The organism is Neobacillus niacini (assembly GCF_000759675.1).
GTDB classification, from domain to species: Bacteria; Bacillota; Bacilli; order Bacillales; family Cytobacillaceae; genus Neobacillus; species Neobacillus niacini_A.
This window is the reverse complement of the sequence record NZ_BAWM01000046.1, coordinates 66,190-92,623: the sequence shown is the minus strand read 5'-3', so window position 1 is coordinate 92,623 and position 26,434 is coordinate 66,190. Positions and strand designations below refer to the sequence as shown.

Below are 26,434 nucleotides of genomic sequence, written 5' to 3'. Positions count from 1 at the left end.
GTGAACAGCAAATATTGAAGCAATTTGGAAGGTACCTGGAACTTTTATCTACAAATTAAAGGAGGGATGCTATGCGTCCCTCCTTTACATATCCCTTCAGATTAATTCTAAAAAGAAACAGATCGTCAAAATACCTTTATCAAAGTTTTCCAAGTTAAAATGTTCATTCGGAGCATGGAGATTTTCATCCGGCAACCCGAATCCCATTAAGACAACAGGAGAATTTAGGGTATGGTTGAAATCCGATACAATCGGAATCGATCCCCCTTCTCTTTTATAAACCGGTGCCTTTCCATATACCTGTTCATAGGCTTCAGCCGCTTTTTGAATCATCGGATGATCGATTGGGGTTAAGAATGGATTGCCCGTATCCTGAAGTGTTACTTTTATCGTACATCCTTTTGGTGCATGTTCTTCTAAATGCTTTTTGATTAAGCCCTGGATTTTTTCTGGATTTTGATTATTGACTAGACGGCAGGTGATTTTGGCATGTGCCTGGTTCGGAATGACGGTTTTAGTACCTTCCCCCTGAAATCCGCCCCATATGCCGTTTAATTCTAATGTTGGTCGAGAACTAATTTTCTCAGGATATGGATAATTATTTTCTCCACCCGTTAATTCCGTCAAGCCTAATGTCTTTTTTAGCTTTTCTTCATCAAAGCCCAGTGCTTTAATTTGTTCCTTTTCAAATTCGGTCAAATCTAACACATCATCAAAGAACTGATCCACATTTACCTTTCCGTTTTCATCATGAAGAGTAGAAAGCAGCTTCACTAATAAATGGTTAGCGTTCTGAACTCCCCCGCCGAACATGCCTGAATGCAAATCCGTATTCGCCGTTTTAAGGGAAACCTCAAGAGCACACAGACCTCTTAACGAATATGTAATTGCAGGAACTCCTCGATCCCACATATCAGAATCGGATATGACCACCACATCGCAGGATAGTTTTTCTTTATTTTCGGATAAAAACTGTGGAAGATGAGGACTTCCGATCTCTTCTTCTCCTTCGATGCAAAATTTTAGGTTTACCGGTAATTTATTTTCTACTTTCAGTAGTGATTCGACAGCTTTGATATGTAAGAATGTTTGCCCTTTGTCGTCTGTTGCCCCTCTGGCAAAGATTTTTTCATCCCGGATGTCTGGTTCAAACGGAGGCGTTTCCCATAAGTCAATTGGGTCAACGGGCTGTACGTCATAATGACCGTATACTAATACAGTCGGCGTATTTTCCTGATGAAGCCAGTCTGCATAAATAATCGGATGACCTTTTGTTTGTACGATTTCAACGTGTTCCATACCAATGTTTTTTAACTTATTGGCAATCCAGGAAGCTGCTTTTTGCATGTCCTCTTTATGCTCAGATAAGGAACTTATGCTTGGAATACGCAGTAATTCTTTTAATTCCTCAACATTTTGATGGTGATGCTTGGATACAAATTCAGATAATTGACTCATGTTCTCACCTATTCTTTTTTATTTTCAATTCTATTTTACACAAAAATTAAGCAAACAATAGAAAACTAGCTCTGAAAAAAGGTATAGAAAGCGATAATTGCTCGATATTATCTTAAGGCAGAAGCGGCCATTCTTATATATGTATGTCTTTTACCTCTCACCGTAATCGAAAGGGTTTGAATATTTTCAGGTAGTGCCATACCAGAATACCCAGCATCCCCAATATGAAAAATATAAACTCCTGCTCTTTTAGAGCTCAAAGCGATTGCACGGATTGTTTCTTCATCTGCGCCTTCTTGACTGGTGCCAATTGCAGCAAGGGTTAATGCCCCTTTATTTTTAACGTTTTCTATTGCATGAGCAAGAGTTTCCTCCCGAACACCAGGGACTGTTCCTGGAGCGGGGAAAAGAATGACATCTGCCCCTACTTCTGCAAAGCGAGAAAATGCATGTAAATCAAATACGCTTCCTGCCGTTCCGGCATTATGAGAAAAAAGTGACAGGTAACAACCAAAAATTCGGATGGGGCCTGGCACTATTATTAGTGCTACTCCAGTTTCAAAATAACATTAAATGGCTCACTGGACAAGCGTATTAACATAAATCAAGCTTTTTCGTAGTCTAATTGAAGAAATAAAACAGACCGAATTGGTCTTTTTGTTTATTGAATGATAAGGAATACTAAGTTAACTTAGCCTTGCTCATTAGCACTGATAAACATTTCTAAATTTAATAATCCATTATCATTATAACTGTTTGTTTTATTAACAATCATTTCTAAAACAGAACATTCTTCTTCTCTAGAAATTAATTCTGCTTTATTTGCACACTGAAAAATAAATTCTAAATGAAACTCAATTACTTTTTTGTCAAGACCAAATGAGTTCAATTCTTTTTCGAGTTCTGCAATTATTTTTTTATATTCTTTTTCTGCCTTAACTGTATCCATGCTACTGTATCTATAAAAAGAAGGTAATCTATATATATATAAAGCTTGGATGAATGCTCCATAACAATATTGTACAAACCGACGGTTCCAAGATATATTTTGCACAAATTCAATAAATTTATCTTTGTCTGGAATTTCATTTGCTATTTTTTCGAGTACCCATTTTTTATTTGTTTCTTTTAAAACATTAGAAAATTTCATGTTTGACCAATCTTTAAAACATTCGATAGGTTTGTTTTGCCAATCCAACATTGAATACCACTTCGGTTCATAGCTATAAACATAATAAGTAACGTTTCTAATTGGTTCTTCCTTTTTTACATCTTGACCATGATTACATGCTCTTTGAAATGCTTCATTAAAAGCAGAAACGGCAACTTGATGGACTTCTTCGCCATATGAATCATGTACGATACTCAACATTTCTCTTTTTTGGCTTCCAATCTCAGAAAAATTGACTTTTTCTCCATTTGTATAAGAGTCTCCATATTGATATGCAAATGTATAGACTTCTTTTAAGTCTTCTATAACATCTGGCTTGTTTACTTGCCCTGCTTTACCATTTTCGAAATTATTTTTAATAATTTGGTTAATGAAGTTTGCAAAGTGCCCTTCAATTTGAAACATATCTACCATTTTAGATTCACCTTCCCTATATTTTCCTATAATCCTATCAATAGTATAAATCATCGGAAAAAGCGAAACAATATTTTGAAAGTTCTTCAAGTTTTTCGATTCCTTGATTCTGAAAATATTTTATCATAATCTGGTATTGCTTCATCTACTACCTTCTTCATTTTTATTTGCATTGAAAAGCTATGTTGATGAATATTATTGCTGAGTCTACTAATTAGCAATCGAGTTTACCAATTTTTTAGTAATTAGCATCAATAGAAATTATTACCTTTATCATAATTCTTTTGTATACCAAACATCCATAACATTATGTTCTGACCCTTCTATTGGTTTATCAAGTTGTTGTAAACCTAATTTACTGTAAAGGAGATTAGCTGTTTGGAGTTTCTCCATTGTTTCTAGGTAACAGTATGTATAATGTTCCTTTGCAAAGTCGAGTGCTACTTTCATCAGTTCCTTTGACAAGCCCATACCTTGAGATTCGGGTCAAATATACAGCCTTTGCAACTCACACCCCCCGTCGTCTGACCAAATGGTGCAATACCCACACCACCTACCACTTCATCTAGCTCATTCACGGCAACCCAATACTTTGCATTTAATTGTTCTTTGAAAAATTGTGCTATATTGCTTAGTTGGGGATTAAAATAAGCTGTTCCTAGAATGTCTAAGTTAAATGATTCCAGTGAGTGTTTAATAATTTGCTCCATTGTTTGATTGTTTCTTTCTTCCATTTCACGAATCTGCATTGTGCTATTCATCCCCTATATCAAAAATCTTATTTAGTTAAGGGATTAATAAGGTTATTCTATAAGAACCTGCCATGTTTCTCCTACTATTTTTTTCCATAATACTACAGATTTTTATATAAAACTATACTGTCACATTCATTGCTATACAAAAAGGAACCGCCTATGCGATTCCTCTAAATGGTGCCATTAAATCCCAATTCAAAAACAATTGCATAATCCAAAAGACGGTAAACTTCCCTCTCTCGCTATCAAATTCTTAAACTATCTCGTATAGTTTGAGAACTCGATCGCTGGTGGTGCTTTTCTCTCTGTACCATCTTTATAATGCTATGTTAATTTCGTTCTACTTGCTGTAACTTCCTTTTTAACATGAAGGGTCTGATTCTTTTCCTTTGCTTCGGATACCCATTTATCAAGTGATAAATAAATAATACCTGCAACGATACTACCTATTCCTAGAACCGTAAAAAGAACCTGACCAAGATGAACATCAAGCAAAAAACCTGCAAAAATGGGACCAACTGCACTACCAAGAATCCACTGAAGACTTGCTGCCCCCATATAAGTACCACGTAAATGTTCAGGTGCAATATTCGCTACAAATGTCATTTGTACCGGGGATAAGAGCATTTCCCCTAGTGTGTATATTCCATAGATAATGATAAGGAATAAAAGGATACTCCAATAGGAAAACTGGAACTTTGTAAAAAATATTGGCAGCCATCCTACTGCAAGCAGCCCAAAACCAAATAAAACGGAACCATATAGCATGACCTTTCCAAGTTTGCGCTTACTTGCCCATCTCGATATTGCAAATTGGAAGAAAACGACCAGAGCTCCGTTAAAAGCCATTAAATAAGGATATGGATTTTGGGCATCGGAAAGTGACGGCATTTGTTGATCAAAATGCAGTGGAAGCATCCCTTCCGTTTGTGAGAATCCCATTGAAATAACAATTCCTGTGATAATATAGAAAAATAAAATTTTATCTTTGACGAGCACCGTAAAAATGGATGGCAGTTTCTCTTCTTTATCAAGATCTTTCGTATCCTTTTTCCGTTCATTTTTCGGAAGTGTTTCTGAAAGCAAGAGCGCTAAAAAAAGAGAATAAATAAAAACGGATGAAGCAGCAATGATAAAAATAACTGATTTTGATAAAAACACAATGGATGCTCCAAGCAATGGACCGATTGCTGCTCCAATATTGTGTCCCATTCGAAGCAATCCAAATGCTTCCGTTCTTCCCTCTTCATCCGTCACATCAGCGACCATGGCAGATGCCGCAGGATGAAAAAGGGAATTAAACAAACCAAAAAAACTCGATATCAATAAGAAAGGATAGAAGCCATCGAAAAAAATAAAACCAAGCATAACCAGTCCATTTCCAACCATTGAAACAATCATAATAGGCTTCCTTCCATATTGATCCGCAAGCTTTCCACCTATTAAAGAACCAAGCACTCCGGCAATTGGCCCCATCGCCATAACAACACCAACTTGCCAAAAATGATCCACCTTATCACTCATATATAAGGCGAAAAAGGGCATTAACATCATCATCGCAATACCATTAATCGATTCGCCGATAAAACGAATCCAAATATTACGATCCATGTTTCGATAAGACTGTAAACTCATTTTCATTTCTTTTTCCTCATTTCTCTTTGACATCAATTTTGTCAGTCTTTTTTCAACGCATTAGAAAAGCACAAGCCCGACAGTCTCACCAGGCAACTACAACCACCCGCGAGTAAAATACGATTTTTTTGTTCAGCGTGGATGTGATTCCTTGGGGCTGGTCTGCAGTTTATAGATAACTTCTTATCTTTTAAGAAATAATCGGCGATTGCCAGCCATTGTCTAAGCCATTTGCTAGAAAGAAAGATTATGCTTTTACCAGTGCAAAAAAGCCGTGAGCAAGTTAAACCTGCCCACGGCTTTTAATTTAAATAAAGACTGGGTAAGGAAAACTTATGGTTGATCCATCGCTTTATAATTAAAAAAGTGTACACTGCTCCCGTTAGACATAAATACATATGTGATGGAACGAACTTCTACTAACCAATTAACCATAAAACGTAAACCATTAAGCATTTCCTTACACCTCCTATTCCTGAAATTTTTAAATTATCTTAATTATCCATTCAAATTATAATTTATTATTTACAAGCATGTAAAGAAATTCCTTTAGAAAATAAAGACCTTTGAGTAAGTCTTTACAATAGTAAGCAGTTTACCACATTGCGCTGTTAATCTACTTGACCTTAATCAAATAAATAGCAAAACAGGCAGGAAAGGCGGTTAAACGTGTAGCGTTGATCTTGCAGCCCCTTTACAATTCAACTGTTCCGTGGAAAAAGACAGTTATCAATAAAAGTGATATTCACATAGCCCCAAGAGTATTAACATGTAAAATATTGATATTTCCCTCTCAAGTAAAAAAGGCTGCTCTTTCATTTACCGTTCTCTAATGAGGATAAAGCGTGCTTCCTAAATATAGTGAGTAAAACTATTTCAACTGGGTAGTATATGTTTAGGATGATGTACGTTCATATTTAGCATATTTCCTATCAATCAATGAGGAAGTGAATAGATGAAACACAGTAACGAACACAATAACTTTGATGGAAATGTAGAAGAAAGTGGTAACAACCTAGCTGGTAGTGATGCTAATCAGGATACCAGTGACACTGGTGAAACAGCAGGAACTTTAACTGATGCCGTTGCGGGTGCTATGATAGGTGCTCCATTTGGACTATTTGGTACTGTTATAGGCGGTGTCACGGGCGGTCTTATTGGTAACCAGATGGTGGAGACAGCTGATGCAGATAATAATATAGCTTCCAATAATCATGATGTGAGCAATAATACTAACTCTATAAATAAGTAGCTATTTTTCATAAGGATTCCAATCAATTTAACTAGGGAATGAAAATTTTCCGTTAACCACAGATGTTGAAGAACTGTTGTAGGGTGGCTAAAGGGAGAAATGTCTAGAGGAAGAACTCAATAAAGAGTTCTTTCTCTTTTACTATTATCTGCACCAAGGTCGTTTAAAAAAACTAATTTTGATAAGTTCACGAAGTTTACGGTCTATACCTGTAGTTTTCGTATATTTCTCCATTTCCATCATTATTTTAAGTGCTTCTGGCGCCACATTGTAATAATCAATTCGTTGTGCCAATAAATCCCGTTGGCTCCTTCCTTTTCGCTATAAATAATAAAGTTGTCATTTTATATCCTTTTCTACTTTAGAAAAAATGCTACAACCCCTTATTAGTCCACCCTCTAATTTCAGCTGACCCGCTAAGGCAACTTTACCAGTTAAACTATGCATTTAGCGAATATCCCTTTTCAATGGACTTTTGATCAGCTTAATTTCTCCATTTTTAGGGATTATTTCACTGATGTTTTCATATTTCCCTTCCTTTTTTGAATGATTTAGTTCCTCCACTACATATTCCTTAAAGGAGCAGCAAAACAGTTTACGGGCAACTCTTCCTTTATCACCAATTAGGTTGAACCAGTTTTGCCCAACATAAAATGGATTAGTCAGTATTTTATCAATGATATTATCAATGCGCTCCTTTTCTTCCCCTGCATTAAATTTTGTTTTCGAAGAAAGGGCCAAGATAAAATAGTTTTTAAACTTATCTAATTCTAGTAATTGTAGATGGTACTTCTCACGGTGCATTTGATTGAAATCCCTCAGGACCGTTTTGATACTTTTTTCAATATCTATTTCAAATTTACTGGCATCTTTCCATGTCGTTAAACGGGAATCAAAAATCGACAGTGTTAGTATATAATAGGCAGCATAATTTTTGGGGTCAATTACTTCATTAACAACTTGCTTTTCATCTTCCGGTACAACTATATAGTTTTTATAGTCAGCAAAGAAATTTTCAATCATATCATATACCTTCTTTCGTACGTTGATAGAATGGATGAATAAAATGGCTTGATCTTTTTTCTATCTGCAGCTATTTACATTATGAAAAAAACATCCAGGTGACCTAATCATTCTTAATACAGCGCAGTTTTTCTTGCAATCTGAAGAAATAATTTCTATGAGCCATTGAATCGGAATTGTATATAATATATTCCTTTTTGAATATTAAAAATCCTCCTTATTCTTTCAAAAATCCTCATCTTTCACGGTTTTTAATTAAAAAGTCCCATTATAGCATTAATAATTTTGTCGATAAGAACCGTCCCCATGGTCATCTACTATTGTTTAACCGTTCACAATACTGTAACAACTACTTGCAAATCACCATGTCCTTTTACCCCCTAATTTCCTATATAGAGGGTAGAAAGGGTGGTGCATTTTTATGAATTTGAAATCTGGCAGAATTGAAGGGTTTGAAGTGTATTCTCAGTTTAAGAGTGTGAAGGAGTTTAATACGCATATAGAGATGTGGTTAGCGGTGAAGAAGCATGAGTTCTCTAAGGGCGAGCTCGTCGGATTTAAACGTCTGGTTCGTTTTTCTGCGAAGGTCCCTGGGGTTTGTAATGCAAAAATTGGAACTATGCTAAAGGCGATTAATGAAGAGTATCATGGTAATGGAATCTCCCGCTCTACTTTTAAACGGATGATCATCAAAACTAAGGATTTAGGAATCCTCACCATCTATGAAACAGAACGGAAAAATGGTTCACAGTCTAGCAACCTTTATAGCTTTAATCGTTTCCCACAAAGTGAACCACCTAAAGCGAAAAAATTGGACCAGCCTAAAGAAACTAATAATCTTTTTAAAACAAATATTCAAAAGAATAATAAACGTAACGAAAACCGTATTGAACTCGATCACACTTTTGTTAGTGATAAAGTTCCTCAAAACTTTGTTCAAACCGTAAAATACTTCTTTTCTGATGCTAAAACGATTGAAGAATACTGGCATTTGGCCCAAATCGCTGCTTTTCGATTTGAATATGATCAAAATTCAGATGACATTCTTAGTATCGCGATTCAGTCCTTTAAGCAGCTGATTCGTAAACTGAAATCTACTAAATCCGTATTAAAACCAATTGCCTTCTTTTACGGAATTGTAACCAACAAATTAAAAGAACTCATTCTCAATCAATTAACTAAAGTTAGTGAAAGTAAGCCGATTCGCTATGTACTCAAAACAGGCGATGTCATGTCCTATGATTGGCTACACACTGAATCATAATTTGGGCTGCACTTTTATATTGGAAAAAACAACAGATTATTATCTGGTTTAAAGATAGACGTGGTATAGGTAAAAACCTTTCCCCCGTCCGCTTAAATAAAGCTGAAAAACATTATTTACCTTGTAATGGTTTTTAACCTTACTCCTAATGGTTAAAAAAAGACCTCCTGAGGAGGCCCTAATTGTCTTTATTCTCGTATAACCAACCCAATTTAATATGGAATAAAAAATTTTATTTCCCGCAGCATTTTTTATATTTTTTGCCGCTTCCACAAAGGCATGGATCATTTCGGCCGACTTTATTTTCGTTTCGGACTGGAGCAAGTGGGAGATCATGCCCCTTTTGTCTAAAGTCCAGTTCTCTTTCCAGTGCTACTTGTCTCCAATCAGCTAGTTCACGATGTTTTAACCCCAAAATCGAAAAATAGCTATAGACGGTCTGTTCAATATCAACAAGGCCAGAAGAATAATCTAGCTTCATATGTTCGTTAATTTCAGGAAGAGCTTCCTCAGAAAGCTGGTGACAAAGTGCTTCGATTAGAATATCTTGATGATCCAGTTCTTTTGCAGAACGATAGGCTTCTCTTAGAACCTTGACCGCAAAGTCTGATTTAATGTTTTCAACGATGGAAGCGGCATAAATAATGGAATTATCTTTTCTAAGATAGGGTGCTACTTCCTTTACCACCTCATCCGATTGGAAACTGGTTAACGTTACGGACAGTTCTTCTAACAAACTGTCCTCATCACGATCCAATAAGCTAACCAATAAAGGAATATATCTTTCTAATTTTAACAATCCAATCATATAGACCGTCAAGATTCCATTAACTGAAAACCAGTTTTCCTTTACCTCATCTTCTAGTACTTGGTCTATTTCTATTTCTGTAACCCAGCCCTTTTTCACCAAACAGGCTGCCAATTTTTTTGCTTTTATGTAGAAATCATGCTGCTCTGAACCAGCCCGCTCAAGGTCATTTAAGATTTGACCATATTCCGAGTACACTTCTTCTTCCGTACCATGTAACAATAACTCATATAAGGACCATGTACCCTTGGGTATATATTCTTGAAGCTGTTCCTTATATTTAAGAGCAAGTTCCGGTTCGATGCGGTGGACCAATTTCACCGCTAAATGGCGTTCGGACGGTTCCATTGATGGAATATTTTCAATTAATATCTTAACAGCCTCTTCATTGAAGGTTTGATTTTCAACATAGATCAAGATCGAAGCTTGTTTGTCTTTATTTCTAAATGCTTCTTTTAATAATTCATTGGTCCATTCTTCTGGGACATTCGGATAATCATGCAGAGCATGCAGAACTACCTCTTGGATTAAAATATCATCGCTAATCAAGTGTGGTTTAATTTTTTCTAAAAATGTCATTAGGTATCCTCTCATTCTTCCATTTATGAGTACCATTATTGTACTTTATTGTCCACACAAAGTAAAAAACGAGAAGAATCCGCCCTTTTTTGTTTTAAAACAAAAATTGGGCTTATTTATTAGAATCGAAACGGTATTTACTTCGTCAAAATACATGAGGTGATAAGATAACATGAAAAAATTTAAACGTTTCATGCAAGTTGTTCTCTGTACAGTGTTGATGGGGTCGGTATTTTATTTCGGTAATGGGAAGGCATTTGCCGAGGATCAATATATTACTATAAAGAGAGGTGATACATTATATAGCATCTCAAAGAAATACAATATTTCCATTGAAGATTTAAAGGAATACAACCAATTAAAAAGCAATAAGATTATTGCTGGTCAAAAGTTAATGATTCCAGATTTTGAACAAACCAAACCAATGTATGTTGCTCTCGCTGGTTCTTTTAGCAAGAAAAGTAATGCAGAAAAGCGAGTCGCTTTATTGAAAAAGAATGGGATTGAAGCAATTGTCGTTAAAAAAGTGATAAATGGTAAAACGTATTATCGTGTTCAGGCTGGAGCCTTTTCGAGTAAATCCAAAGCGGAGAAAATGGTCAAGAAGTTAAAGAATAACGGGATAAAAGATGCTTTCTTTTTAACTGAGAAGCCTCTTCATATTAATGGAATCACAGTAGGGGCATCTTACAATCAGCTAGTTCAAAAATTCGGGCAACCACTTAAAACAGAGGATGACAAGAATACCAGGTCTCTTTATTATAAAAATGAAGGTGCCGGAGTTCGTGTAACAATCAATCCAGCCAATAATTCCATTGAACAGTTGCAAGTGTACCCAGAATTTTTGAAAACAACTTCCATTCCAACTGAGAAAAATAAAATTCTCAATGCTTATGGAAACCCAAATGAAGTTAAAATAGTCAGCTGCTATGAAAGTGGCACATGTGAACAAATCATTTATCGATTTAATAAAAACCAATTAATCGTTCAGATTGATCGAGATGGAAAGACTGTTCAATATTTAGATTTACGAAAAACAAATTAATATAAATAATCCGAATTGCGTCGTTCATCCCCCCCTCCCTGAATCTGGATCCTTCAACTTAATACAATCAAAGATTATTAATGGATTCAGTTAAGCGAACTGAGTCCATTTCTATTTATTTTGCCTTGAAAAGACATGTCACCCATTCGTTACTTTGTTTCCTTTCCTCCAACAAGAATCCAGCCTTTTTAAATACATTCACTACTCGCTGAGCATTCCATTCAAGCATTCCTGACAATATAAATGTAGTGCCATGGCAATCTAAAAGTCCTTGGGCCTTAAGAATATCAATATTTTCCTGCGTTCCGATATTAAGAAAGATCCAATCATATTCTTTGTTGATTTGATTTTCATTCTGTATTAAGTCACTTTGAAACACATTCACCGGTTTCACATCATTTAATTGACATTGATACAGAATTTCCCGCTCAACCGGTTGAATGTCAAATGTATCGATAGAGTCTGCTCCCCTGAGGGCGGCAGCAACACTTAACACCCCTGACCCTGCTCCAATGTCAGCAACACAAAATCCTGTAAAATCATGATTTAATATAAAGTGCAAACAATCTCTTGTGGTTTCATGATAGCCTGTCCCAAAATTCCCTTGGGAGTCTAGTACAATCCGCCTTTCTTTGTCGTAATGATATCTTCTATCCGGTGTCGTGATGACCCAGCCATTCTCAAGGAAAATATCATCAAACGTTTGCTGGTAATTCAGCTCATTTACTTCCTTAACCAAAAGACTGGACTCATCAATGGCTAATAATTCTAATAACTGACCTCGTTCCTTTGCTTCGATATAATCGTTTATATAGATATTAAGTTCTGTTGTTTCATTCCTCTTCTCAACAAAGGCATAGCCGTTGGCATCTGTCACTACATCTAAAGGTACTTCATAAAAGGCTTGGTAATAACCTTTCTGGTATAAATGGGGTATGATTCTCTCGATCTTTTTTATTGGGAGTCTTACGGTAATTTCATACATCATTTCTTCTCCTAGCTGTTGGCCTCATCCATCTTGAGGTAGAGCCAACATTGATCATACTTTTTATCATTATCGCCAGTTGAACTGAAATGAAAACGACCTAAATGATAAAAAGTTGATCCCCACTTACTGCACTCTTCCCGTTTTTCATCAAAGGGGTATTTCTAGGACTCAATAACAGTTCACAATACTGTAACAACTTATTGCAAATCTCCATGTCCTTTTGACCCCTGGTTTCCTATATAGAGGGTAGAAAGGGTGGTACATTTTTATGAATTTGAAATCTGGCAGAATTGAAGGGTTTGAAGGATATTCTCAGTTTAAGAGTGTGAAGGAGTTTAATACGCATATAGAGATGTGGTTAGCTGTGAAGAAGCATGAGTTCTCGAAGGGCGAGCTCGTCGGATTAAAACGTCTGGTTCGTTTTTCTGCAAAGGTCCCTGGGGTTTGTAATGCAAAAATTGGAACGCTGCTAAAGGCGATTAATGAAGAGTATCATGGTAATGGAATCTCCCGCTCCACTTTTAAACGGATGATCATCAAAGCTAAGGATTTAGGAATCCTCACCATCTATGAAACCGAACGGAAAAATGGTTCACAGTCTAGCAACCTTTATAGCTTTAATAGTTTTCCACAACCTTTGGTTTATCCTCCTAATTTCACTTTGCAAGGTTTCGCCTTTAATTACAGCTATCGGCATTCCTCCTAATTGCACTAAGGAATCAATATATATAAATATCTATTTACGGTTTTCAGTAAAAAATGTAGTGTTAAAGAAAAAAACTTCCCCTCCTAAAAAAGGGAAAGTTGATGAAAATTATTTTTTTATATAATGAAGCATAGCAAGTTGACCTAATTTTTCTACTTTCGTTAATGTATATTTTACAGTAATAACGTCTCCATTATATAGGGAGATTCCTTTCCCTATAACAATAGGTGCAATGGCTAGTTGGAATTCATCAATTAAATTATCTTTGAAAAATTCCCGAGCTAAATTTCCTCCACCAATTAACCATATATCTTTACCAGGCTCTTGTTTTATTTTTTTAATGAAAGTTTTGACATCTTCATCAATAAATGAAGCGTATTCATCTGATCCACTAACAGATTTAGAAAATACATAATTTTTATAATCCCTATAAAGGTAGTCCATATCAAATCCACGAACGACATCATACGTTCCTTTTCCCATCACAACAGTATCAATTCTTTCTAGAAGTGAATGGTAGCCAGAATCTCCTTCTACTTCTGTTGATTCTAACCATTCTAATGTACCATCATCATTTGCAATATAGCCATCAATTGAAGTACCAATGTATAAAATAATGTTACGCTGTTTTTTCATATAAATCTCCATTCCTTTGATTCAGATGATATAGTTAGTATACCAATACATTACGGCAAAACATCTCACCATTGGAAAATGTACTTTTTTGATCAAACTATTCATTTAGCTATCTATTAGAGTTAGAGATTTTGATCAACGGTGGAATTTGCTGTTTTCTCTCCGTTCCAATCCAAACTAATCCAAGAACAATGACGACTCCACCAACTATCTGAGCTGCCCAAATAGGTTCATTAAAGAACAATGCCCCGGCCACTGTGGCTGAAGCTGGAACGAAATAACGGAAGAAATTCGCTTTTGCTGCACCAACTTGTTTCATCGATATATTCCAAATAACAATGGCAATGACAGTGCACATCAGGACATTGTAGGCAACGGCTCCCCATGTGACGATTGATAGATTGTCCCACTGGATCGTGCTCCATTTATCTACTGTAATTGGAAATAAAAATAGTGAACCGAAAAAAATAAACCAGGTGGTAACGCGAAGTGGAGAGTATTTTTCCATCAGCGGCATGGTGGCCAAATTAAATATGGCACCGATTAAACTAATGGATAGAGCAATGTAGTTTCCTATCATATACTCAGAACCGAGATCAAAACCATCCTTTCCGCCAAGGATGATCATTGTTACCCCTACTAAAGCGATTAATCCTCCCGTTGCTACTCTAGCCGTTATTTTTTCACGAATAAATAACGGTGCAAAAAGAGCAGCAAAAATTGGCCATGGAGCAACATTTAATAATGAAGCATTAGCAAGTGTTGTATACTTGATCGAGTACATAACCATGATTTCTAACGCAGTGATGCCTATTAAACCAATAAAGGCTAGTTTTAGCAAATCCTGTTTCTCCACTTTTACACTGCCTTCTTTCCACTTTAACATAAGGAATAATACAGGCAATGCTAGTCCAAATCTAAGAAATACAAACACCTCTGCGGGAAAGACTTCCATTGCCCACCGCGAAATCCCAAAATTGATTCCCCAAACAATGGATACAAAAATCAAGCCTAAATAATAATAACTTTTTGACGCCATGTTATCTCCTTCCAGACCAATGGGACGGTTCTTTTGGTCTCCTTGTTATCTAAAGTTGGAGCCATGAGAACCGTCCCTAGGAACTCGTCATCACTTCCAATTCCATTCATATGCCCAAATTGAGTACGAAAAGAACCGTTCAAAATATATTCTTTAAATTTTATCACCTAAAAAGGTGATACAGAAATTTGTATCACCTTCAATTAAAGCTTCAATAATACTATCTCTATCTTGAATGGAACAATATTTAATCAAGGAATAAAAGTTGCACCTATTTCATTTGTACTCTTATTGTTCAAAGAAGCATTTTCGTTTAATTGTTGATTAGTGGATCTGATATGTTCTTGATCTATAAATTTCGCTCTATTTTGAAATACTTTATCGAAGATTACACCAAACAGTACAAATGCTAATAAAATTCCCCAAAAAATGTAAGCGATGATTGACATAAAATAACCTCCTACACTAATTTATTTCAAAATTCAAATAATCTTAATTTTATTATATTGTAAAATACTTACTTTTACAAGATATGTTAAATAAAGCCGTGTTGATTCGATGAAAATTGGGGAGAACCACCATCAACACCTAACCAAAGTGAATATTAAGCTATAAATAGGTAAAGGTATATTTTCCTCATCTCCCCTTGCATAAAACTTACTGCAAGAATGATTTCGGTTTCTTCCAACGTATGACCGCAACACATAGGAGTAAAATGGGAATGAGCAGCTGAACTGTTAAGAAATAAAAAGGCACAGTTGTACCCATTCCTCGAATCATGTCCTCAAATGAAGGGATTGTCCAGGCTGAAAATAGAATAATTAAAAAACCAATTGGTAAAACAAATGGTTTATAGCTTGGCAATTTCAGCCATTGTGAAGTACCAAGAACGAGCATATAAAAAAAGGCGGACAGCTGAATGAAGCCGCCAAGAACCCACACAGCGATGATGATGGACTCAATATGTTCAAAAAAAGAACCGATACTAACAAATCTTGCAGCCTCAAACACCGGGAATTGTAGATTGATAATAATATCCCCAAATAAAAAAAGATTTCCAAGGTTAATAAGGACCATCGTCAAAACACTCGCCATGACTGAAAACATTCCCCATTTCATCACCTTTTGTTGATTCGTTAAAAACGGCAGCAGAAACGACATCAATGAAAATTGACTTAACCAGGCGTGTGGTGCCAGTGACCCTTTAATGGAGGGCATTACTCCATCTGCCATAACCGGTAGCATATTTTTCACATTCAAATCAGGAATAAGAAAGATATATATCAGTACATAGGAAGCTAAAACAATCGGCAAAAAAAGCAAAGCGCATCGTCCAATCGTTTGAATGCCCCCATGGACAGCAATGGCGCAAGATATAGCTATACTTCCGGTCACGAAAAGCATAGGTGTTTTATGCAAAAAAGCACTTTCGACAAACTCACCGTACTCTCTAAATGCAATGGCTGTATCATGTAAAAGAAAAAATAGGTAAAGGAACGCGATAATCTTTCCAATGGTCCGACCAAGTATAAGTTCACAATATTCGATTAGTGTTTTCCCTGGAAAAAACCTAGAGAGTATTACAATTATTACGACAATAAGAAAGCCGCTCAAAGAACCCCATATAGGAGACAGCCACAAATCACGCTTTGCATGCTGTGCTGTGACATATGGAATATAAAGAATGGCTGTTGTGGCAACTGTTGCATACATAATGAGGGCAAGCTCTAGACATGAAATTCTACCTTTTTCAATCATGTTTGTTCCTTCCTTTACTAACAGGAGTTTCTTTACCAAAACGGCTCAAATGACTTATAGATGAAATCAATCATTTGCCCAGGGCCCGGCATTTCTGGAAAAATCACAAGTAAAACAGCAAAGACCCAATTAACCATCATTATCGAAAAAAATGCCCTCTTTACCCTTTTTTCACTTCTCGCCAACCCCCGCCGCTGGATCAAAAAAATAAACACGAGTATAACAGTTACCACTAAGATTCCAACAACCTTCATCGCTCGGCACCTCGTTTAGGTTTTCCATCTGCTAAACCGGTTCTTTGGATATTTACCTTCGTTTCAAAAGAAACGGCTACCTCCGGAAAAATTTCATTCCATTGGTCTCTTTTTTGTTTCCATATTTGTGGATAATTTTTCTCGAATTCATCCGCAAAGCCGAAAATATCAGCTTTTAACTTTCTCTGTACTTCCGTAAAAACGAACCGTTCCCTTTGATCAATTTCATACTCAACCTTTTGCTCAGCTTTTTTTATGACGTTTGGATCGAATAAGTTGAATTTTGTCGTATTTTGAATGACTTCTAGCTCTGCGTTCGTTTTGATGTGCATGCTCCATTTGCCGTTTCTAATGGATGGAATCAATTCATTATGGCTCCTTAACAGATTTAAGGAAATGTACCCTGTTTCATCTTTAAAAGAAATCGTAAACACACCGGATTTAATCTCATTTCTTGGCCAAAGAATTCCCCTTGTTTCTTTATCACTTAATCTTCCTACCATTTTTCCATCCTTAAAAATCGCTGCTCCGTTAATGGTTGGAATGGCCTTTTTACTATCCATTTGTGATGGGGATAGGTTTTCAACCCATGGCAGTACGGCTGCATTGGATTCACTGGATAGCATTTGCAATAAATCCTTCACCGTTACTTTTACCCCAATATGTGTTTTGACTATTTTACGTAGTTGTTTTGAGGCGTCTTTTTCCAATTCCGGCATGGTCTTCAAAACAGTCTTTGCATTTCCTTTCGAAACAAAAACATCGGCACGTATCCGAGGTTCCGAGTGCCGCATCCAAAAATCAATTTGTTCGCTTATTCCTTTCTTGGCTAATTTATCTCCAATAAGGAGCACTTCATTTTGCCCCCAAAAAACCTTCCTTGTGAGTGCTTCCTGAAGCCGTGCCATCGCATCTGCAACGGTTTCTCCTTCAGCTGATCTCACAAAGGATTGGCCGCTGCTTTTTCCACCTGACATCTCAGATCCTTGTCCACTTTGCTGGGGGTGCGGAATAAAGATAAGGACTGAGAGTTCGATATTATTTTTCTTCCCTTTATCCATACCTGCAGCGAGAATAAGAGCTAAGTCATTTATTTCGGTTCGATCCCAACATCCTGTAAGGACTATCGAGGTTAGGCAAATCAGAAGGAATAAAGTGAAAGTCCTCTTTATAGCTCGAATCTTACACATCAACTTCCACCATCACCTTTGCTTGGACTGGGCCTTTGATTCTCGGCTTCACGTCTTAGGTTAGTAGTATCTTTTGAATAAAATTCTGGACGTGTATCCATGGCCCACCACGGGGCACGAACCAAGACATCCTTTAAATTACTAAGCTTTAGTATTGCTGCCGAATTGAGATAGGGTACACCAAAGGATTTAATCGTACACAGGTGCGCAACAATTGTGGTAATTCCAAGCATGACGCCCAATAGTCCCAACATTCCGGATAAAATCATGATCGGAAAACGGAGTAGTCGAATCGAGATGCCAGTCGCATATCTTGGCATTAGAAATGAGGCGATACCTGTAATGGCGACCACCATAACCATCGGTGGTGAAACCAAACCCGCCGCAGTCGCTGCTTGTCCGATGACAAGCGCACCGACAATACTAACAGCAGCTCCAACTTGTTTCGGTAATCTCACACCTGCTTCTCGCAGGGCCTCAAAAGTGATTTCCATCATAAACGCCTCAACCAAAGCTGGAAAGGGGATTTGTTCACGATTTTCAGCGATGGTTAAAAGCAGTGAGGTTGGAAGCATTTCTTGATGAAACGTTAAAATCGCCACGTACGCTGAGGGTGCAAGCAAAGCGATGAAAAAGAATATATAGCGCAGCCAACGGATAAACGTACTGATGTAAAATGGATTATAGTAATCTTCAGGTGCCTGTAATAAACTTGCAAACGTACAGGGAGCAATAAGGGTAATAGGAGTGCCGTCAATCAAAATAATAATACGACCTTCTAATAAACAGGACGCGGCGACATCCGGACGTTCTGTGTTTAATAGCTGCGGGAAAGGAGAAAATGGGCAATCTTGAATCATTTCCTCAATATATCCGCTTTCTAAAATTCCATCAATCTTAATTCGCTTTAGTCGATGAGTAACCTCATCGACTAAAGCGTTATCGGCTAATCCTTCGATATACGCCACGATAACTTGCGTTTCGGTGTAGCCCCCAATATTTATTTGTTTCATTTTTAATAATGGATGACGAATTTTCCTGCGTAATAGGGAGGTGTTAACTCGTATTGTTTCAATAAAACCTTCCCTGGGGCCGCGAATGACGGATTCCGCGTCAGGTTCCTTAATACTGCGTTTTTCCCACTTCGGCAGGCCAACCGAAATTCCCTTTGTTTGTTTTTCAATTAAAATGATTGGGTTGCCAATGGAAATCTGTTTGAAAATATCAGGAATCGTGTAGATTTCCTTAATATCTGATACCGATATTTCCTTTTTCGCTCGCTCAAATATAGGACCGTTTTCCGGGCTTTTCAGCTGGATAAGCGGCCTAAGCACGTGCTGGTCGACTTCTTCGATATTTGACAGGCCTTCTATGTAAAGAAGAACAGCATTGATCTCGCTGCCAATACTAAAGTCACGAAATACCACGTCTGAGCAATCTTTATAGGCAGATTTCAGTATGTCTATATTTTTATATAATCTTCGATTTAGAGGAATTTCCGGAAATGAATTCATCGATTCATTTAATTGTATATGTGGAGTATCCTCCCCTTTTTTCCTAAACCCCATATATTTCATCACTGAACCCCTTGATATGTGTTAAACATATTCTTTGTAAATTCTGTAAAAATAATGCTAATATATTCAAAGTAAATAAATCCTTACAGAAATTGTAAGATGACTAGGAGTAGTACTTTTTATTCATAAAAATTATCATTTTAGAACATAAAAAAACACCGCTGTTCATCCATTTAACGGTGTCTTTAATGTCCTATTAAATTTAAAGTTACGAAACTATCATGTTCTGAATTCTTTTTCTTCTTACTTTGTATTACTTCCATGAATTTGCCAATCATCACCGGTGCTCCCCATATCATTCAACTAAACTATTAATTTTTATTCATAACGCCTGGAGAAAAATATCCATTAGTATATCTGATTGTTTCGCCTCTTTCGGATGTAATTCGTTTAACAGAATCCTGTTGACTGTTTTTATGTTTCCATTGGTCATACGTTAATGGTCTATTTCTGTCATCGTTTAAATATTTGATAAAATCATTACCATAAATATACATTGTATCACCTCCACTCAAAAATGTATGCGCTTTCATCATTATAATACACCATAATGTTAAAAAAGTGTTGCCTTTAGACTTGGGTAATAGTCTCACCTCAAGAACTCCTATGAAAGAGTCCCTTATATTTCTGTCATTTGTTTACAGTAATATTGAATGATGCCAAATTAAAAAAACTCCTACCTCACCTTGAAAGGAAAGATAGGAGTTTTTTATAAAGGCTCTTTTCTCAAATGTAGTTCAGGAACAGTCTAGAGGACAAATGCCTCCTCATGCGTTTTTGAAGCAACAAAATAACACGATAGATCACAATCACAATCATTTTCCAAAAACAAAAAAATCCTCACAAACGTTGATGTAGCAACATTTAGGAGGATTCTACCTTTATTAAATCGGGCTCAATTTAATCTAAAGATACCGGTGTTCAGGGTTGAAAAAGTATTTAGTCCTGTGTTCTGTAACCATTTTGAGATTCAGTAAATTAGACAAGTCCCATGCCATAATAATTTTCCAAAGATACTAATTAATTGTATAAAATGATTATCCTTTTTGTCTCCAATAATCAATGCTACGCATGGTTTTAGGAGGGTTTTTACTAATTTCGCACCAGACAAATTTCTATTTAATAGTTATATTGTTATCAAATAAATATTATTTCTATCTCCGCATTTGTAATAAGCAAAAACTTCTAAACTAGCATTAAATAATAGAGTCAAGCATATATGCTTGAGACAATGAAAGGAGAGATGTTTAATGTGTGGTTCACATGGAACTGGTGGAGGTTGCTGTTGCTGTCCTCCAGCCCAAATTAGAGTTGAGAAAATTTGTGGGACTTTTCAAGCACCATTATTATTTTCAGTAACTAGCCTTACAGTTTGGCGAGCACCTGCAGTAGATAATGATTATTTTGAAGGGACCTTTCAAATTACTCTTCAACAAGGTAATGGAGTGACTGGTAATATAACCACTTCGGGTGTTGATGTACCTTTTCCTTTAACTTTATCTGGCGAATCAATTGCCGGCGCAGTTCGTAACCCTACTTCATTTACTATCAATGGAATAGACGATAGTGACATAGGAAAATGGTGTATTACTCTTTATAAGCGTGTTTTGGTTTAAAATTATATTTAGTCAATTCATAATTTTGAAAAGGAGAGAAATGATATGTGTAATTCAGGAAATGGAAATTGCTGTTGCTGTCCTCAAGCCCAAATCATAACTGAAGAAATTTGTGGAATTTTCGACGCAAGAAATAATTTATATTGGGCTGGTCCAGTTGATGATTATTTCCAAGGGACATTTGAAATTTCTGTTACAACTGGTATAGCACAAATTGCTGTATTCACACAAAACGGCTTTGTATTTTCTCCAGCTGTTAACGATGGAGACTCAACTTCTATCTCTGCAAACAATTTTCCTAGTTCCTTTTTCATTCTTTTTGGTGATGCAGGAACAATTGGAAGGTATTGTATTACTTTGTACAAACGCGTTTTGGTTTAGTTCAATACACTCCAAATAAAATTGAAAGGATGAAGAAAAAAATGCCAACTATTCAATTAAGAGAGATTTCCAAAGACGTCGTTAAACCATCTTTCTTACAGGGCGATTATCAATTCTTTGCAGACCTTACATTTCAGGTATCAAATGCTCGATATCAAAAAGTACACTTAGCTGCGGTGCTTATGATTGATCCCCCAGTTCAAAAGGTAACAAATGTCACTGTTTTAATCGTTAGAGGGACAAGCCCAACTGATGCTGTTGTTCATTCGCAAGAATTTGAACTCGAAAATCCAGAAGTAATTAATGTTCAGGCAACTGACTCAAGTATTATTGTTTTATCAAATCAACAATTGGTTTACACCGTTTTTGTAAAGTCAAGTGTTGACAGTACACTTTTAGGAGATTTTGGATTTTTCTTCGGAGTTGCACAAGCAGACGTACAAAAAGTATTCTCGAGTTATTCAGTGACAATTCTTAAAGAAAAATGAATACACATGTACAAATAATTTATCATTTAATTTTAATACTCAATGTATTCATTGTTATCCGTAAAAAATCAACCCATTCTTTTTATCGTATTAAATAGATTTTCTCTGTATTTAACTGAATGAAAAAACATTTTGTATACAAGCATGATCATGTCAGTCTCCTTGTTGCATTTGGGCTGTAAAGGGGCAAAACTATCCTATTTGGTAATCTTTTCACAAGAATTTGCTCTTGATCCACCTACTACAATTACCTCAGACTCTTATTTTAAAATCTTCTAATTTAAATTTTCTCATTCCTGCTCATAATTAATTAGATTGAATAGTATTATTAAAGTCTAATGTAGATGGGATTACGCTATTAGGTCCTGAATCCGCAGCGGAATTAGATACTAATAAATCTATTAAGCTTAGCGTTAAACTTTGTAAGTTGTTATTTACAGATGAGCTCCAGGAACTTACACGAGATACCATGTAAAAAACAGAGTGGACCACTCTGTTTTTTTATATGAATAGTAATAATCATAATCCGGATTTTCCGTTCATCCAACGCGTTCTTGCTCCTGGCCATCGTCTCTCATACCTCCACTGTGTATTAACAGGTGCGTAATATTAGAACTAATTCGTTGACGGTTTTTAGGACAACAAAAAAAGAGCCTCACCGTAGCAGGAAATCTTATAAACTTGATATGAAGAACATTCTCGTTTTTTTCGTAAGAATCAGATACCGGTGGTCGGGGTCGAGCCAGTTCTGTATTCACCTTCCCTAGGATAATTTAGTCTTCGGCGTCTTTAAACTAGATATGGGTTTGTTCCATCTCTTCCACTTTCATCCAACCCTCTTAAAATACCCCTCTATTGCTGGAAAACTCCTGAATTCCTTTCTCATGTCCCGAAACGAATTCACATCATTTCTTCTAGCGAGCTCGAAATCTAGCGAATATACGTGACAGTTCTATGGGATATGATGAAATGTTTTGGTATAGAATAGGATTGCTTCTTGCTTGCTGACTGCAAAGATAAAGACAAAAACCTTCTGGTTCATCTTCAATGAGTAGATGCCAACTTTTGAAAACCTAATACATTGATTTGAACCAATTCCTTTACTTTCTGATGGTCTGCTTGTTCTAAGTCTATTTTGGATATGTCGTCATCTAATTTAATTTTCTTCACTGCAAGTAAATGGTGGATGTAATGGTCCAATGAAGAATCTTCAAAACGTAAGCAATCCAGGTAAACATCTTTCACAAACATGCAATAACACCTCGCTATTAGATTTATTCGTCCTGGATTTTAGTCCTTTAAAGGACTTATGGAAGGTTATGCAAGGATAAGACCCTTTTCTTCTTGATCCTCAATTTAGCATTCTTTTCGGACCCCGCATTTTTGCACGGTTAAAGCCCCCTGTCGAAGCCATTAATCGGGAGGTTATAAGCTTTACAGGCATTTCTAGGGAAAAGACGAGTGGCAGGAAACCTGCCCAACCTGATATTTTTGCAAAATGAAGCATCACGTCAGTTTTTCCCATCGTTGGTCTTGCTGCAAAGATCGTCACTTCTCCATCCTGAAAGCCTCCCGTCACTTCGTCGAGCTTTTTAATGCCCGTTGTTGCACTTCTCAGTGTTATTTGATCCTCCCATGATGCCTCATAGATATCTGACAACGCCTGCTGTAAGGACTTGTGATCATTCATCTTTAATTGATTAATTTTATCTAATTCACCATTCGATATTTTGCCATCTTCAACCACTGTCCCTTCTTCTAATTAAATTCCTTTCATTTTCTATATAGATTTAAAAGAAGAAAACAGTCATATGGTTTTTTGTAAAAATGTTAAGATTTCATGACAAAATAATTCCCTGTTACCTATCACTTACCTGTTTAGTTATAAATGATATGATGTACTCTTTTACCAAAATAAAAACCATTAACAAACATTGATAAAACAACATTTGTGAATGATTTAAATTGGCTAAAATAATACCTCCTTCCATTCATAAACTGGAAGGAGGTATTATTTAAGAAGTCTTCTATATTAAAATTTTGGGTCTATTATGAAATGTAACCTAGCAACGCAAACTGCAAATTCTAAATAATATCAGATTTGATTTTCGTAGTACCTCAATTTGAAACAGCTCTGTCCTCTTTTTTCATGAATATTAACCCTATCCCGCAAATGAATAAAATAGCCCCAAAGGTAGTAATGAAGATGATCGGGGAGATTATTTTTACAAAGGAAAGCCCAACCATAATCACCCCAACTAGGAGATAGTGATTAATGGCGTGTAAACGATAGGCATTCTGCTCGATATGCCACGCGTGATGGTAACCTTGTAAGAATCCCAAAATAACCTGAAATAATAGAGCCATATAAGGAAGAACTTCAAATGAACTTCTTATATTCCCTACTAGTATATAAACACAACCCACCCCCAGGTAAATATAAGGGATATACGAATTGGCAGGCTTTTTTCCAGCTTGGAAAAGACGATATCCCATGGCAGCACTAAAAGAAAAAGAGGCAAAAAACCAGGTAAATAAGGTAAATGTCAGTGAGGCTTCTTTTAACCAAAGGATATAGTATGGAAAAATGACAACCTGACCGACCGATACAACCAAAGGGACATAGCGTTCACTCAAACTCTTCATCCGAGGCTCCTTTATTAAAAATAATATTCATAAAAGATGTTTTGAAAAACAACTTTTGGATCTCTTTTTAATTTTTCTTCATGAAACTTCTCCCACTTTGGATAACTCTTTCTAAATTGTTCTTTTGTTTGATAAGGATAATACGGGAGGTAATATACCCCACCGTGCTTGAGTGTCAAATCCGTCCATCCTTGAATAATTGCTTTCGCATTATTAATCTCTTTTTCTTTTAAGCCATGTTGGATTAAAATGACGAGTCCAAACATATCTTCTTTGGCATAATTCAAATAAGTGTAGTCGTCCTTTGCAGCATAACGAACAGTAATATTATGAATTTTAAAATCATCATTGTTATCATTAGCTGGGAGAAATCTTTTTAAATCACTAATATATTCTTCATACTGCTCCACTGGGATGAAGAACTCTTGCAGAACTTCTACCCGACCAGGTTTAGTAAATTCCATAAATACAGAATTCCCACGCATTGCGTTATTTCGAGTAATTTTGTCTCCGTCGAGTGACTTAATCAGCAGCTTTTGATTTTCCCAGAAAAGATCCTCTAACACCCCGCCTTGCCGGCCTATATCCAGTGCCAGTTTACCAATCCGGGCACCGCGCTCTTTTTTAAGCGGCGTTTGATGATCCTTTTTTCCCGTATTTAAGTAATCTATTACATACATTTCGTTCAAAAAGGAATTCGGAGCAACACTTACTCTTGCATAATGCATAGATGCATCATCATTTCTTAACAGTTTTTCAAAATAGGCTTCATACTCATTTGTTTTAAGTTCTTCTGTATGGATTATGTAAACGTCATTTTCCGTTAATTCTAAAGTGACATCTAAAATGACACCGAATAAGCCATAGCCGCCAAACACATACTTCATCCATTCCTCAGAGTCATTCCGAGTTACTGTTTTAATCTCCCCTGTCGGAGTCAAGATGGTCATTCCCCTGACTGTTCCAGCCATTGGGCCAGAGCGAATATCCCGCCCATGAGCATTAACAGAGAGTGATCCTCCTATGGTGAAAATCGATTGTGACTGTGTGACTTTTAAAGCTAGCCCATATGGTTGAATCGCTTCCTGAACATCTTCCCACGTAGCTCCACTTTCTACTTTTATTGTTTTATGCTGTTTATCTATTTCCAGGACTTTATTGAATGTCTTCATATCCAATACTACGCTATCCTTGTAATAGGTATGTCCGCCTTGGGAATGCTGCAGTCCAGCTATGGAAATATGATGGCCCTTTTCATTCGCTTCCTTCACCATTTTTTGTAATTCGGTCCGATCTCCTACTTTTACGATTCTTTCGATCCGTTCTGGAAGCAGACCTGCATAATCTGTTGTCAAATTGCTCTGTGAGAGGCCATATTTTCTTTTTTCGATAGGGATATTTAATGACACGAAGACAACAAAAATACATACTACAAATCCAAGAAACCATGGATTTTTATGTATTACCTGTTTATTGTTATTTATTAGTGATGGCTTCAACAAATCAACCCCAATAGTGTAATATTACACTAAATATAACAGGGTATTTCCATTCTATGCAATACAAATTTTTTTTAAAAAATAGCCAAGTTTCTCCCCACCTTTATAGTAACCGTAGGCAATTCAGGTTCGTAAGAGAATAAAAAAAGCCCTCAATTCACCAAGAGGACTGAGGACTTCTAAGAATCTGATCTTTATGCCTTTAATACACCAAATTGTGACGGCTTGTTTATTAAGGAGCAACGAATATCC

The 26,434-nt window shown here is 36.3% G+C and carries 29 protein-coding genes and 1 pseudogene; 7 read left to right on the top strand and 23 right to left on the bottom strand.

The genetic code is table 11. The features are described from left to right. Window positions 1-96 precede the first annotated feature (96 nt). The 7 genes from TR08_RS18255 to TR08_RS33650 all read right to left on the bottom strand — a co-directional run bounded on the left by TR08_RS18255 (window position 97) and on the right by TR08_RS33650 (window position 5,889). Window positions 97-1,458: a dipeptidase gene (locus TR08_RS18255; RefSeq protein WP_045520603.1), complete on the bottom strand. Its 1,362-nt coding sequence runs from the start codon at window positions 1,456-1,458 to the stop codon at window positions 97-99. A 107-nt stretch (window positions 1,459-1,565) separates the two neighbouring features. After that, window positions 1,566-1,994, bottom strand: a complete 429-nt coding sequence (locus TR08_RS18250; RefSeq protein WP_193747784.1) for a DUF7916 family protein — start codon at window positions 1,992-1,994, stop codon at window positions 1,566-1,568. 155 nt (window positions 1,995-2,149) lie between these two features. Then, on the bottom strand, window positions 2,150-3,133 hold the full coding sequence (locus TR08_RS18245; RefSeq protein WP_045520601.1) for a hypothetical protein: 984 nt from the start codon (window positions 3,131-3,133) through the stop codon (window positions 2,150-2,152). A gap of 183 nt (window positions 3,134-3,316) precedes the next feature. Further along, window positions 3,317-3,508, bottom strand: coding sequence for a hypothetical protein (locus TR08_RS34000; RefSeq protein WP_370576351.1), 192 nt, complete (start codon window positions 3,506-3,508; stop codon window positions 3,317-3,319). Beyond that, on the bottom strand, window positions 3,493-3,792 hold the full coding sequence (locus tag TR08_RS33995; RefSeq protein ID WP_370576350.1) for a hypothetical protein: 300 nt from the start codon (window positions 3,790-3,792) through the stop codon (window positions 3,493-3,495). Before TR08_RS33995 ends, TR08_RS34000 begins: the two co-directional genes overlap by 16 nt. Before the next feature lie 330 nt (window positions 3,793-4,122). Then, window positions 4,123-5,439 carry an MDR family MFS transporter gene (locus tag TR08_RS18235; protein ID WP_045520600.1) on the bottom strand — a complete coding sequence of 439 codons (1,317 nt, stop codon included), beginning with the start codon at window positions 5,437-5,439 and terminating at the stop codon, window positions 4,123-4,125. A gap of 327 nt (window positions 5,440-5,766) precedes the next feature. Further along, window positions 5,767-5,889: a hypothetical protein gene (locus tag TR08_RS33650; protein ID WP_274521024.1), complete on the bottom strand. Its 123-nt coding sequence runs from the start codon at window positions 5,887-5,889 to the stop codon at window positions 5,767-5,769. Window positions 5,890-6,388: 499 nt separating this feature from the next. On the opposite strand from TR08_RS33650, the gene TR08_RS18230 reads away from it, so the two are divergent. Beyond that, the gene (locus TR08_RS18230; protein ID WP_045520599.1) at window positions 6,389-6,685 is read left to right on the top strand and encodes a hypothetical protein; all 297 of its coding nucleotides are present in this window, start codon (window positions 6,389-6,391) and stop codon (window positions 6,683-6,685) included. A 174-nt stretch (window positions 6,686-6,859) separates the two neighbouring features. On the opposite strand, the pseudogene TR08_RS32065 reads toward TR08_RS18230, so the two are convergent. Both TR08_RS32065 and TR08_RS18225 read right to left on the bottom strand, forming a co-directional pair. After that, window positions 6,860-6,979, bottom strand: a pseudogene (locus TR08_RS32065) (carboxymuconolactone decarboxylase family protein); the annotation flags it as partial. A 153-nt stretch (window positions 6,980-7,132) separates the two neighbouring features. Further along, a complete protein-coding gene (locus tag TR08_RS18225; RefSeq protein WP_045520598.1) occupies window positions 7,133-7,708 on the bottom strand; it encodes a hypothetical protein in 576 nt (191 codons plus the stop codon). Window positions 7,709-8,129: 421 nt separating this feature from the next. Here TR08_RS18225 and TR08_RS18220 point away from each other — a divergent pair, with 421 nt between their 5' ends. Then, on the top strand, window positions 8,130-8,972 hold the full coding sequence (locus TR08_RS18220) for a hypothetical protein (RefSeq protein WP_238579177.1): 843 nt from the start codon (window positions 8,130-8,132) through the stop codon (window positions 8,970-8,972). 232 nt (window positions 8,973-9,204) lie between these two features. Here TR08_RS18220 and TR08_RS18215 read toward each other — a convergent pair whose 3' ends face one another. Beyond that, window positions 9,205-10,359, bottom strand: a complete 1,155-nt coding sequence (locus tag TR08_RS18215) for an SEC-C metal-binding domain-containing protein (protein WP_045520596.1) — start codon at window positions 10,357-10,359, stop codon at window positions 9,205-9,207. A gap of 172 nt (window positions 10,360-10,531) precedes the next feature. Here TR08_RS18215 and TR08_RS18210 point away from each other — a divergent pair, with 172 nt between their 5' ends. After that, entirely contained in the window at window positions 10,532-11,404 is an 873-nt protein-coding gene (locus TR08_RS18210; RefSeq protein WP_045520594.1) for a LysM peptidoglycan-binding domain-containing protein, read from the top strand. 115 nt (window positions 11,405-11,519) lie between these two features. Here the strand turns inward: TR08_RS18210 and TR08_RS18205 are convergent, their stop codons facing one another. After that, a complete protein-coding gene (locus TR08_RS18205) occupies window positions 11,520-12,389 on the bottom strand; it encodes a 50S ribosomal protein L11 methyltransferase (protein WP_045520593.1) in 870 nt (289 codons plus the stop codon). Between the two features lie 271 nt (window positions 12,390-12,660). On the opposite strand from TR08_RS18205, the gene TR08_RS18200 reads away from it, so the two are divergent. Continuing rightward, complete coding sequence (locus tag TR08_RS18200) at window positions 12,661-13,098, top strand: hypothetical protein (RefSeq protein WP_238579176.1); 438 nt, start codon at window positions 12,661-12,663, stop codon at window positions 13,096-13,098. 108 nt (window positions 13,099-13,206) lie between these two features. Here the strand turns inward: TR08_RS18200 and TR08_RS18195 are convergent, their stop codons facing one another. From TR08_RS18195 to TR08_RS18155, 8 genes are all read right to left on the bottom strand, one after another. Then, a complete protein-coding gene (locus TR08_RS18195; protein ID WP_052427513.1) occupies window positions 13,207-13,734 on the bottom strand; it encodes a dihydrofolate reductase family protein in 528 nt (175 codons plus the stop codon). Between the two features lie 109 nt (window positions 13,735-13,843). After that, complete coding sequence (locus tag TR08_RS18190) at window positions 13,844-14,773, bottom strand: DMT family transporter (RefSeq protein ID WP_045520587.1); 930 nt, start codon at window positions 14,771-14,773, stop codon at window positions 13,844-13,846. Window positions 14,774-15,024: 251 nt separating this feature from the next. Next, the gene (locus tag TR08_RS18180) at window positions 15,025-15,222 is read right to left on the bottom strand and encodes a hypothetical protein (protein ID WP_045520582.1); all 198 of its coding nucleotides are present in this window, start codon (window positions 15,220-15,222) and stop codon (window positions 15,025-15,027) included. Between the two features lie 208 nt (window positions 15,223-15,430). Continuing rightward, window positions 15,431-16,531 (bottom strand): GerAB/ArcD/ProY family transporter, encoded by a 1,101-nt coding sequence (locus TR08_RS18175; RefSeq protein WP_081954546.1) that lies wholly within the window; start codon window positions 16,529-16,531, stop codon window positions 15,431-15,433. Window positions 16,532-16,563: 32 nt separating this feature from the next. Continuing rightward, on the bottom strand, window positions 16,564-16,785 hold the full coding sequence (locus tag TR08_RS18170) for a hypothetical protein (RefSeq protein ID WP_045520580.1): 222 nt from the start codon (window positions 16,783-16,785) through the stop codon (window positions 16,564-16,566). Continuing rightward, complete coding sequence (locus TR08_RS18165) at window positions 16,782-17,975, bottom strand: Ger(x)C family spore germination protein (protein WP_045520579.1); 1,194 nt, start codon at window positions 17,973-17,975, stop codon at window positions 16,782-16,784. The genes TR08_RS18170 and TR08_RS18165 overlap by 4 nt, the downstream gene beginning before the upstream one ends. Further along, complete coding sequence (locus TR08_RS18160) at window positions 17,975-19,552, bottom strand: spore germination protein (protein WP_045520578.1); 1,578 nt, start codon at window positions 19,550-19,552, stop codon at window positions 17,975-17,977. Before TR08_RS18160 ends, TR08_RS18165 begins: the two co-directional genes overlap by 1 nt. Before the next feature lie 311 nt (window positions 19,553-19,863). After that, window positions 19,864-20,049: a hypothetical protein gene (locus tag TR08_RS18155; RefSeq protein WP_045520577.1), complete on the bottom strand. Its 186-nt coding sequence runs from the start codon at window positions 20,047-20,049 to the stop codon at window positions 19,864-19,866. A gap of 753 nt (window positions 20,050-20,802) precedes the next feature. Between TR08_RS18155 and TR08_RS18150 the strand changes: the two genes are divergently transcribed. The 3 genes from TR08_RS18150 to TR08_RS18140 are packed head-to-tail and all read left to right on the top strand — an operon-like array spanning window position 20,803 to window position 22,037. Then, window positions 20,803-21,168 carry an S-Ena type endospore appendage gene (locus TR08_RS18150; protein ID WP_045520575.1) on the top strand — a complete coding sequence of 122 codons (366 nt, stop codon included), beginning with the start codon at window positions 20,803-20,805 and terminating at the stop codon, window positions 21,166-21,168. A 45-nt stretch (window positions 21,169-21,213) separates the two neighbouring features. Further along, window positions 21,214-21,549 carry an S-Ena type endospore appendage gene (locus tag TR08_RS18145; RefSeq protein ID WP_045520574.1) on the top strand — a complete coding sequence of 112 codons (336 nt, stop codon included), beginning with the start codon at window positions 21,214-21,216 and terminating at the stop codon, window positions 21,547-21,549. 41 nt (window positions 21,550-21,590) lie between these two features. After that, window positions 21,591-22,037 carry a hypothetical protein gene (locus TR08_RS18140; RefSeq protein WP_045520572.1) on the top strand — a complete coding sequence of 149 codons (447 nt, stop codon included), beginning with the start codon at window positions 21,591-21,593 and terminating at the stop codon, window positions 22,035-22,037. A gap of 1,044 nt (window positions 22,038-23,081) precedes the next feature. Here TR08_RS18140 and TR08_RS33270 read toward each other — a convergent pair. The 4 genes from TR08_RS33270 to TR08_RS18120 form a co-directional block, all read right to left on the bottom strand. Then, window positions 23,082-23,288, bottom strand: coding sequence for a hypothetical protein (locus tag TR08_RS33270; protein ID WP_045520571.1), 207 nt, complete (start codon window positions 23,286-23,288; stop codon window positions 23,082-23,084). A gap of 100 nt (window positions 23,289-23,388) precedes the next feature. Continuing rightward, complete coding sequence (locus TR08_RS18130) at window positions 23,389-23,784, bottom strand: DnaB-like helicase C-terminal domain-containing protein (protein ID WP_045520570.1); 396 nt, start codon at window positions 23,782-23,784, stop codon at window positions 23,389-23,391. 371 nt (window positions 23,785-24,155) lie between these two features. Further along, entirely contained in the window at window positions 24,156-24,683 is a 528-nt protein-coding gene (locus tag TR08_RS18125; protein ID WP_045520569.1) for a hypothetical protein, read from the bottom strand. A 14-nt stretch (window positions 24,684-24,697) separates the two neighbouring features. Then, on the bottom strand, window positions 24,698-26,182 hold the full coding sequence (locus tag TR08_RS18120) for an FAD-binding oxidoreductase (protein ID WP_152597456.1): 1,485 nt from the start codon (window positions 26,180-26,182) through the stop codon (window positions 24,698-24,700). Window positions 26,183-26,434: the final 252 nt, after the last annotated feature.

Coding starts and splice junctions, on each gene's coding strand:
- TR08_RS18125 (WP_045520569.1), bottom strand. CDS start 24,683: ATGAAGAGTTTGAGTGAACGCTATGTCCCTTTGGTTGTATCGGTCGGT.
- TR08_RS18190 (WP_045520587.1), bottom strand. CDS start 14,773: ATGGCGTCAAAAAGTTATTATTATTTAGGCTTGATTTTTGTATCCATT.
- TR08_RS18230 (WP_045520599.1), top strand. CDS start 6,389: ATGAAACACAGTAACGAACACAATAACTTTGATGGAAATGTAGAAGAA.
- TR08_RS18165 (WP_045520579.1), bottom strand. CDS start 17,975: ATGTGTAAGATTCGAGCTATAAAGAGGACTTTCACTTTATTCCTTCTG.
- TR08_RS18205 (WP_045520593.1), bottom strand. CDS start 12,389: ATGTATGAAATTACCGTAAGACTCCCAATAAAAAAGATCGAGAGAATC.
- TR08_RS18200 (WP_238579176.1), top strand. CDS start 12,661: ATGAATTTGAAATCTGGCAGAATTGAAGGGTTTGAAGGATATTCTCAG.
- TR08_RS18225 (WP_045520598.1), bottom strand. CDS start 7,708: ATGATTGAAAATTTCTTTGCTGACTATAAAAACTATATAGTTGTACCG.
- TR08_RS18180 (WP_045520582.1), bottom strand. CDS start 15,222: ATGTCAATCATCGCTTACATTTTTTGGGGAATTTTATTAGCATTTGTA.
- TR08_RS18155 (WP_045520577.1), bottom strand. CDS start 20,049: ATGTATATTTATGGTAATGATTTTATCAAATATTTAAACGATGACAGA.
- TR08_RS18220 (WP_238579177.1), top strand. CDS start 8,130: ATGAATTTGAAATCTGGCAGAATTGAAGGGTTTGAAGTGTATTCTCAG.
- TR08_RS18170 (WP_045520580.1), bottom strand. CDS start 16,785: ATGAAGGTTGTTGGAATCTTAGTGGTAACTGTTATACTCGTGTTTATT.
- TR08_RS18175 (WP_081954546.1), bottom strand. CDS start 16,531: ATGATTGAAAAAGGTAGAATTTCATGTCTAGAGCTTGCCCTCATTATG.
- TR08_RS18195 (WP_052427513.1), bottom strand. CDS start 13,734: ATGAAAAAACAGCGTAACATTATTTTATACATTGGTACTTCAATTGAT.
- TR08_RS33995 (WP_370576350.1), bottom strand. CDS start 3,792: ATGCAGATTCGTGAAATGGAAGAAAGAAACAATCAAACAATGGAGCAA.
- TR08_RS18210 (WP_045520594.1), top strand. CDS start 10,532: ATGAAAAAATTTAAACGTTTCATGCAAGTTGTTCTCTGTACAGTGTTG.
- TR08_RS18215 (WP_045520596.1), bottom strand. CDS start 10,359: ATGACATTTTTAGAAAAAATTAAACCACACTTGATTAGCGATGATATT.
- TR08_RS18140 (WP_045520572.1), top strand. CDS start 21,591: ATGCCAACTATTCAATTAAGAGAGATTTCCAAAGACGTCGTTAAACCA.
- TR08_RS18235 (WP_045520600.1), bottom strand. CDS start 5,439: ATGAAAATGAGTTTACAGTCTTATCGAAACATGGATCGTAATATTTGG.
- TR08_RS33650 (WP_274521024.1), bottom strand. CDS start 5,889: ATGCTTAATGGTTTACGTTTTATGGTTAATTGGTTAGTAGAAGTTCGT.
- TR08_RS18255 (WP_045520603.1), bottom strand. CDS start 1,458: ATGAGTCAATTATCTGAATTTGTATCCAAGCATCACCATCAAAATGTT.
- TR08_RS18160 (WP_045520578.1), bottom strand. CDS start 19,552: ATGAAATATATGGGGTTTAGGAAAAAAGGGGAGGATACTCCACATATA.
- TR08_RS18145 (WP_045520574.1), top strand. CDS start 21,214: ATGTGTAATTCAGGAAATGGAAATTGCTGTTGCTGTCCTCAAGCCCAA.
- TR08_RS33270 (WP_045520571.1), bottom strand. CDS start 23,288: ATGTTTGTGAAAGATGTTTACCTGGATTGCTTACGTTTTGAAGATTCT.
- TR08_RS18150 (WP_045520575.1), top strand. CDS start 20,803: ATGTGTGGTTCACATGGAACTGGTGGAGGTTGCTGTTGCTGTCCTCCA.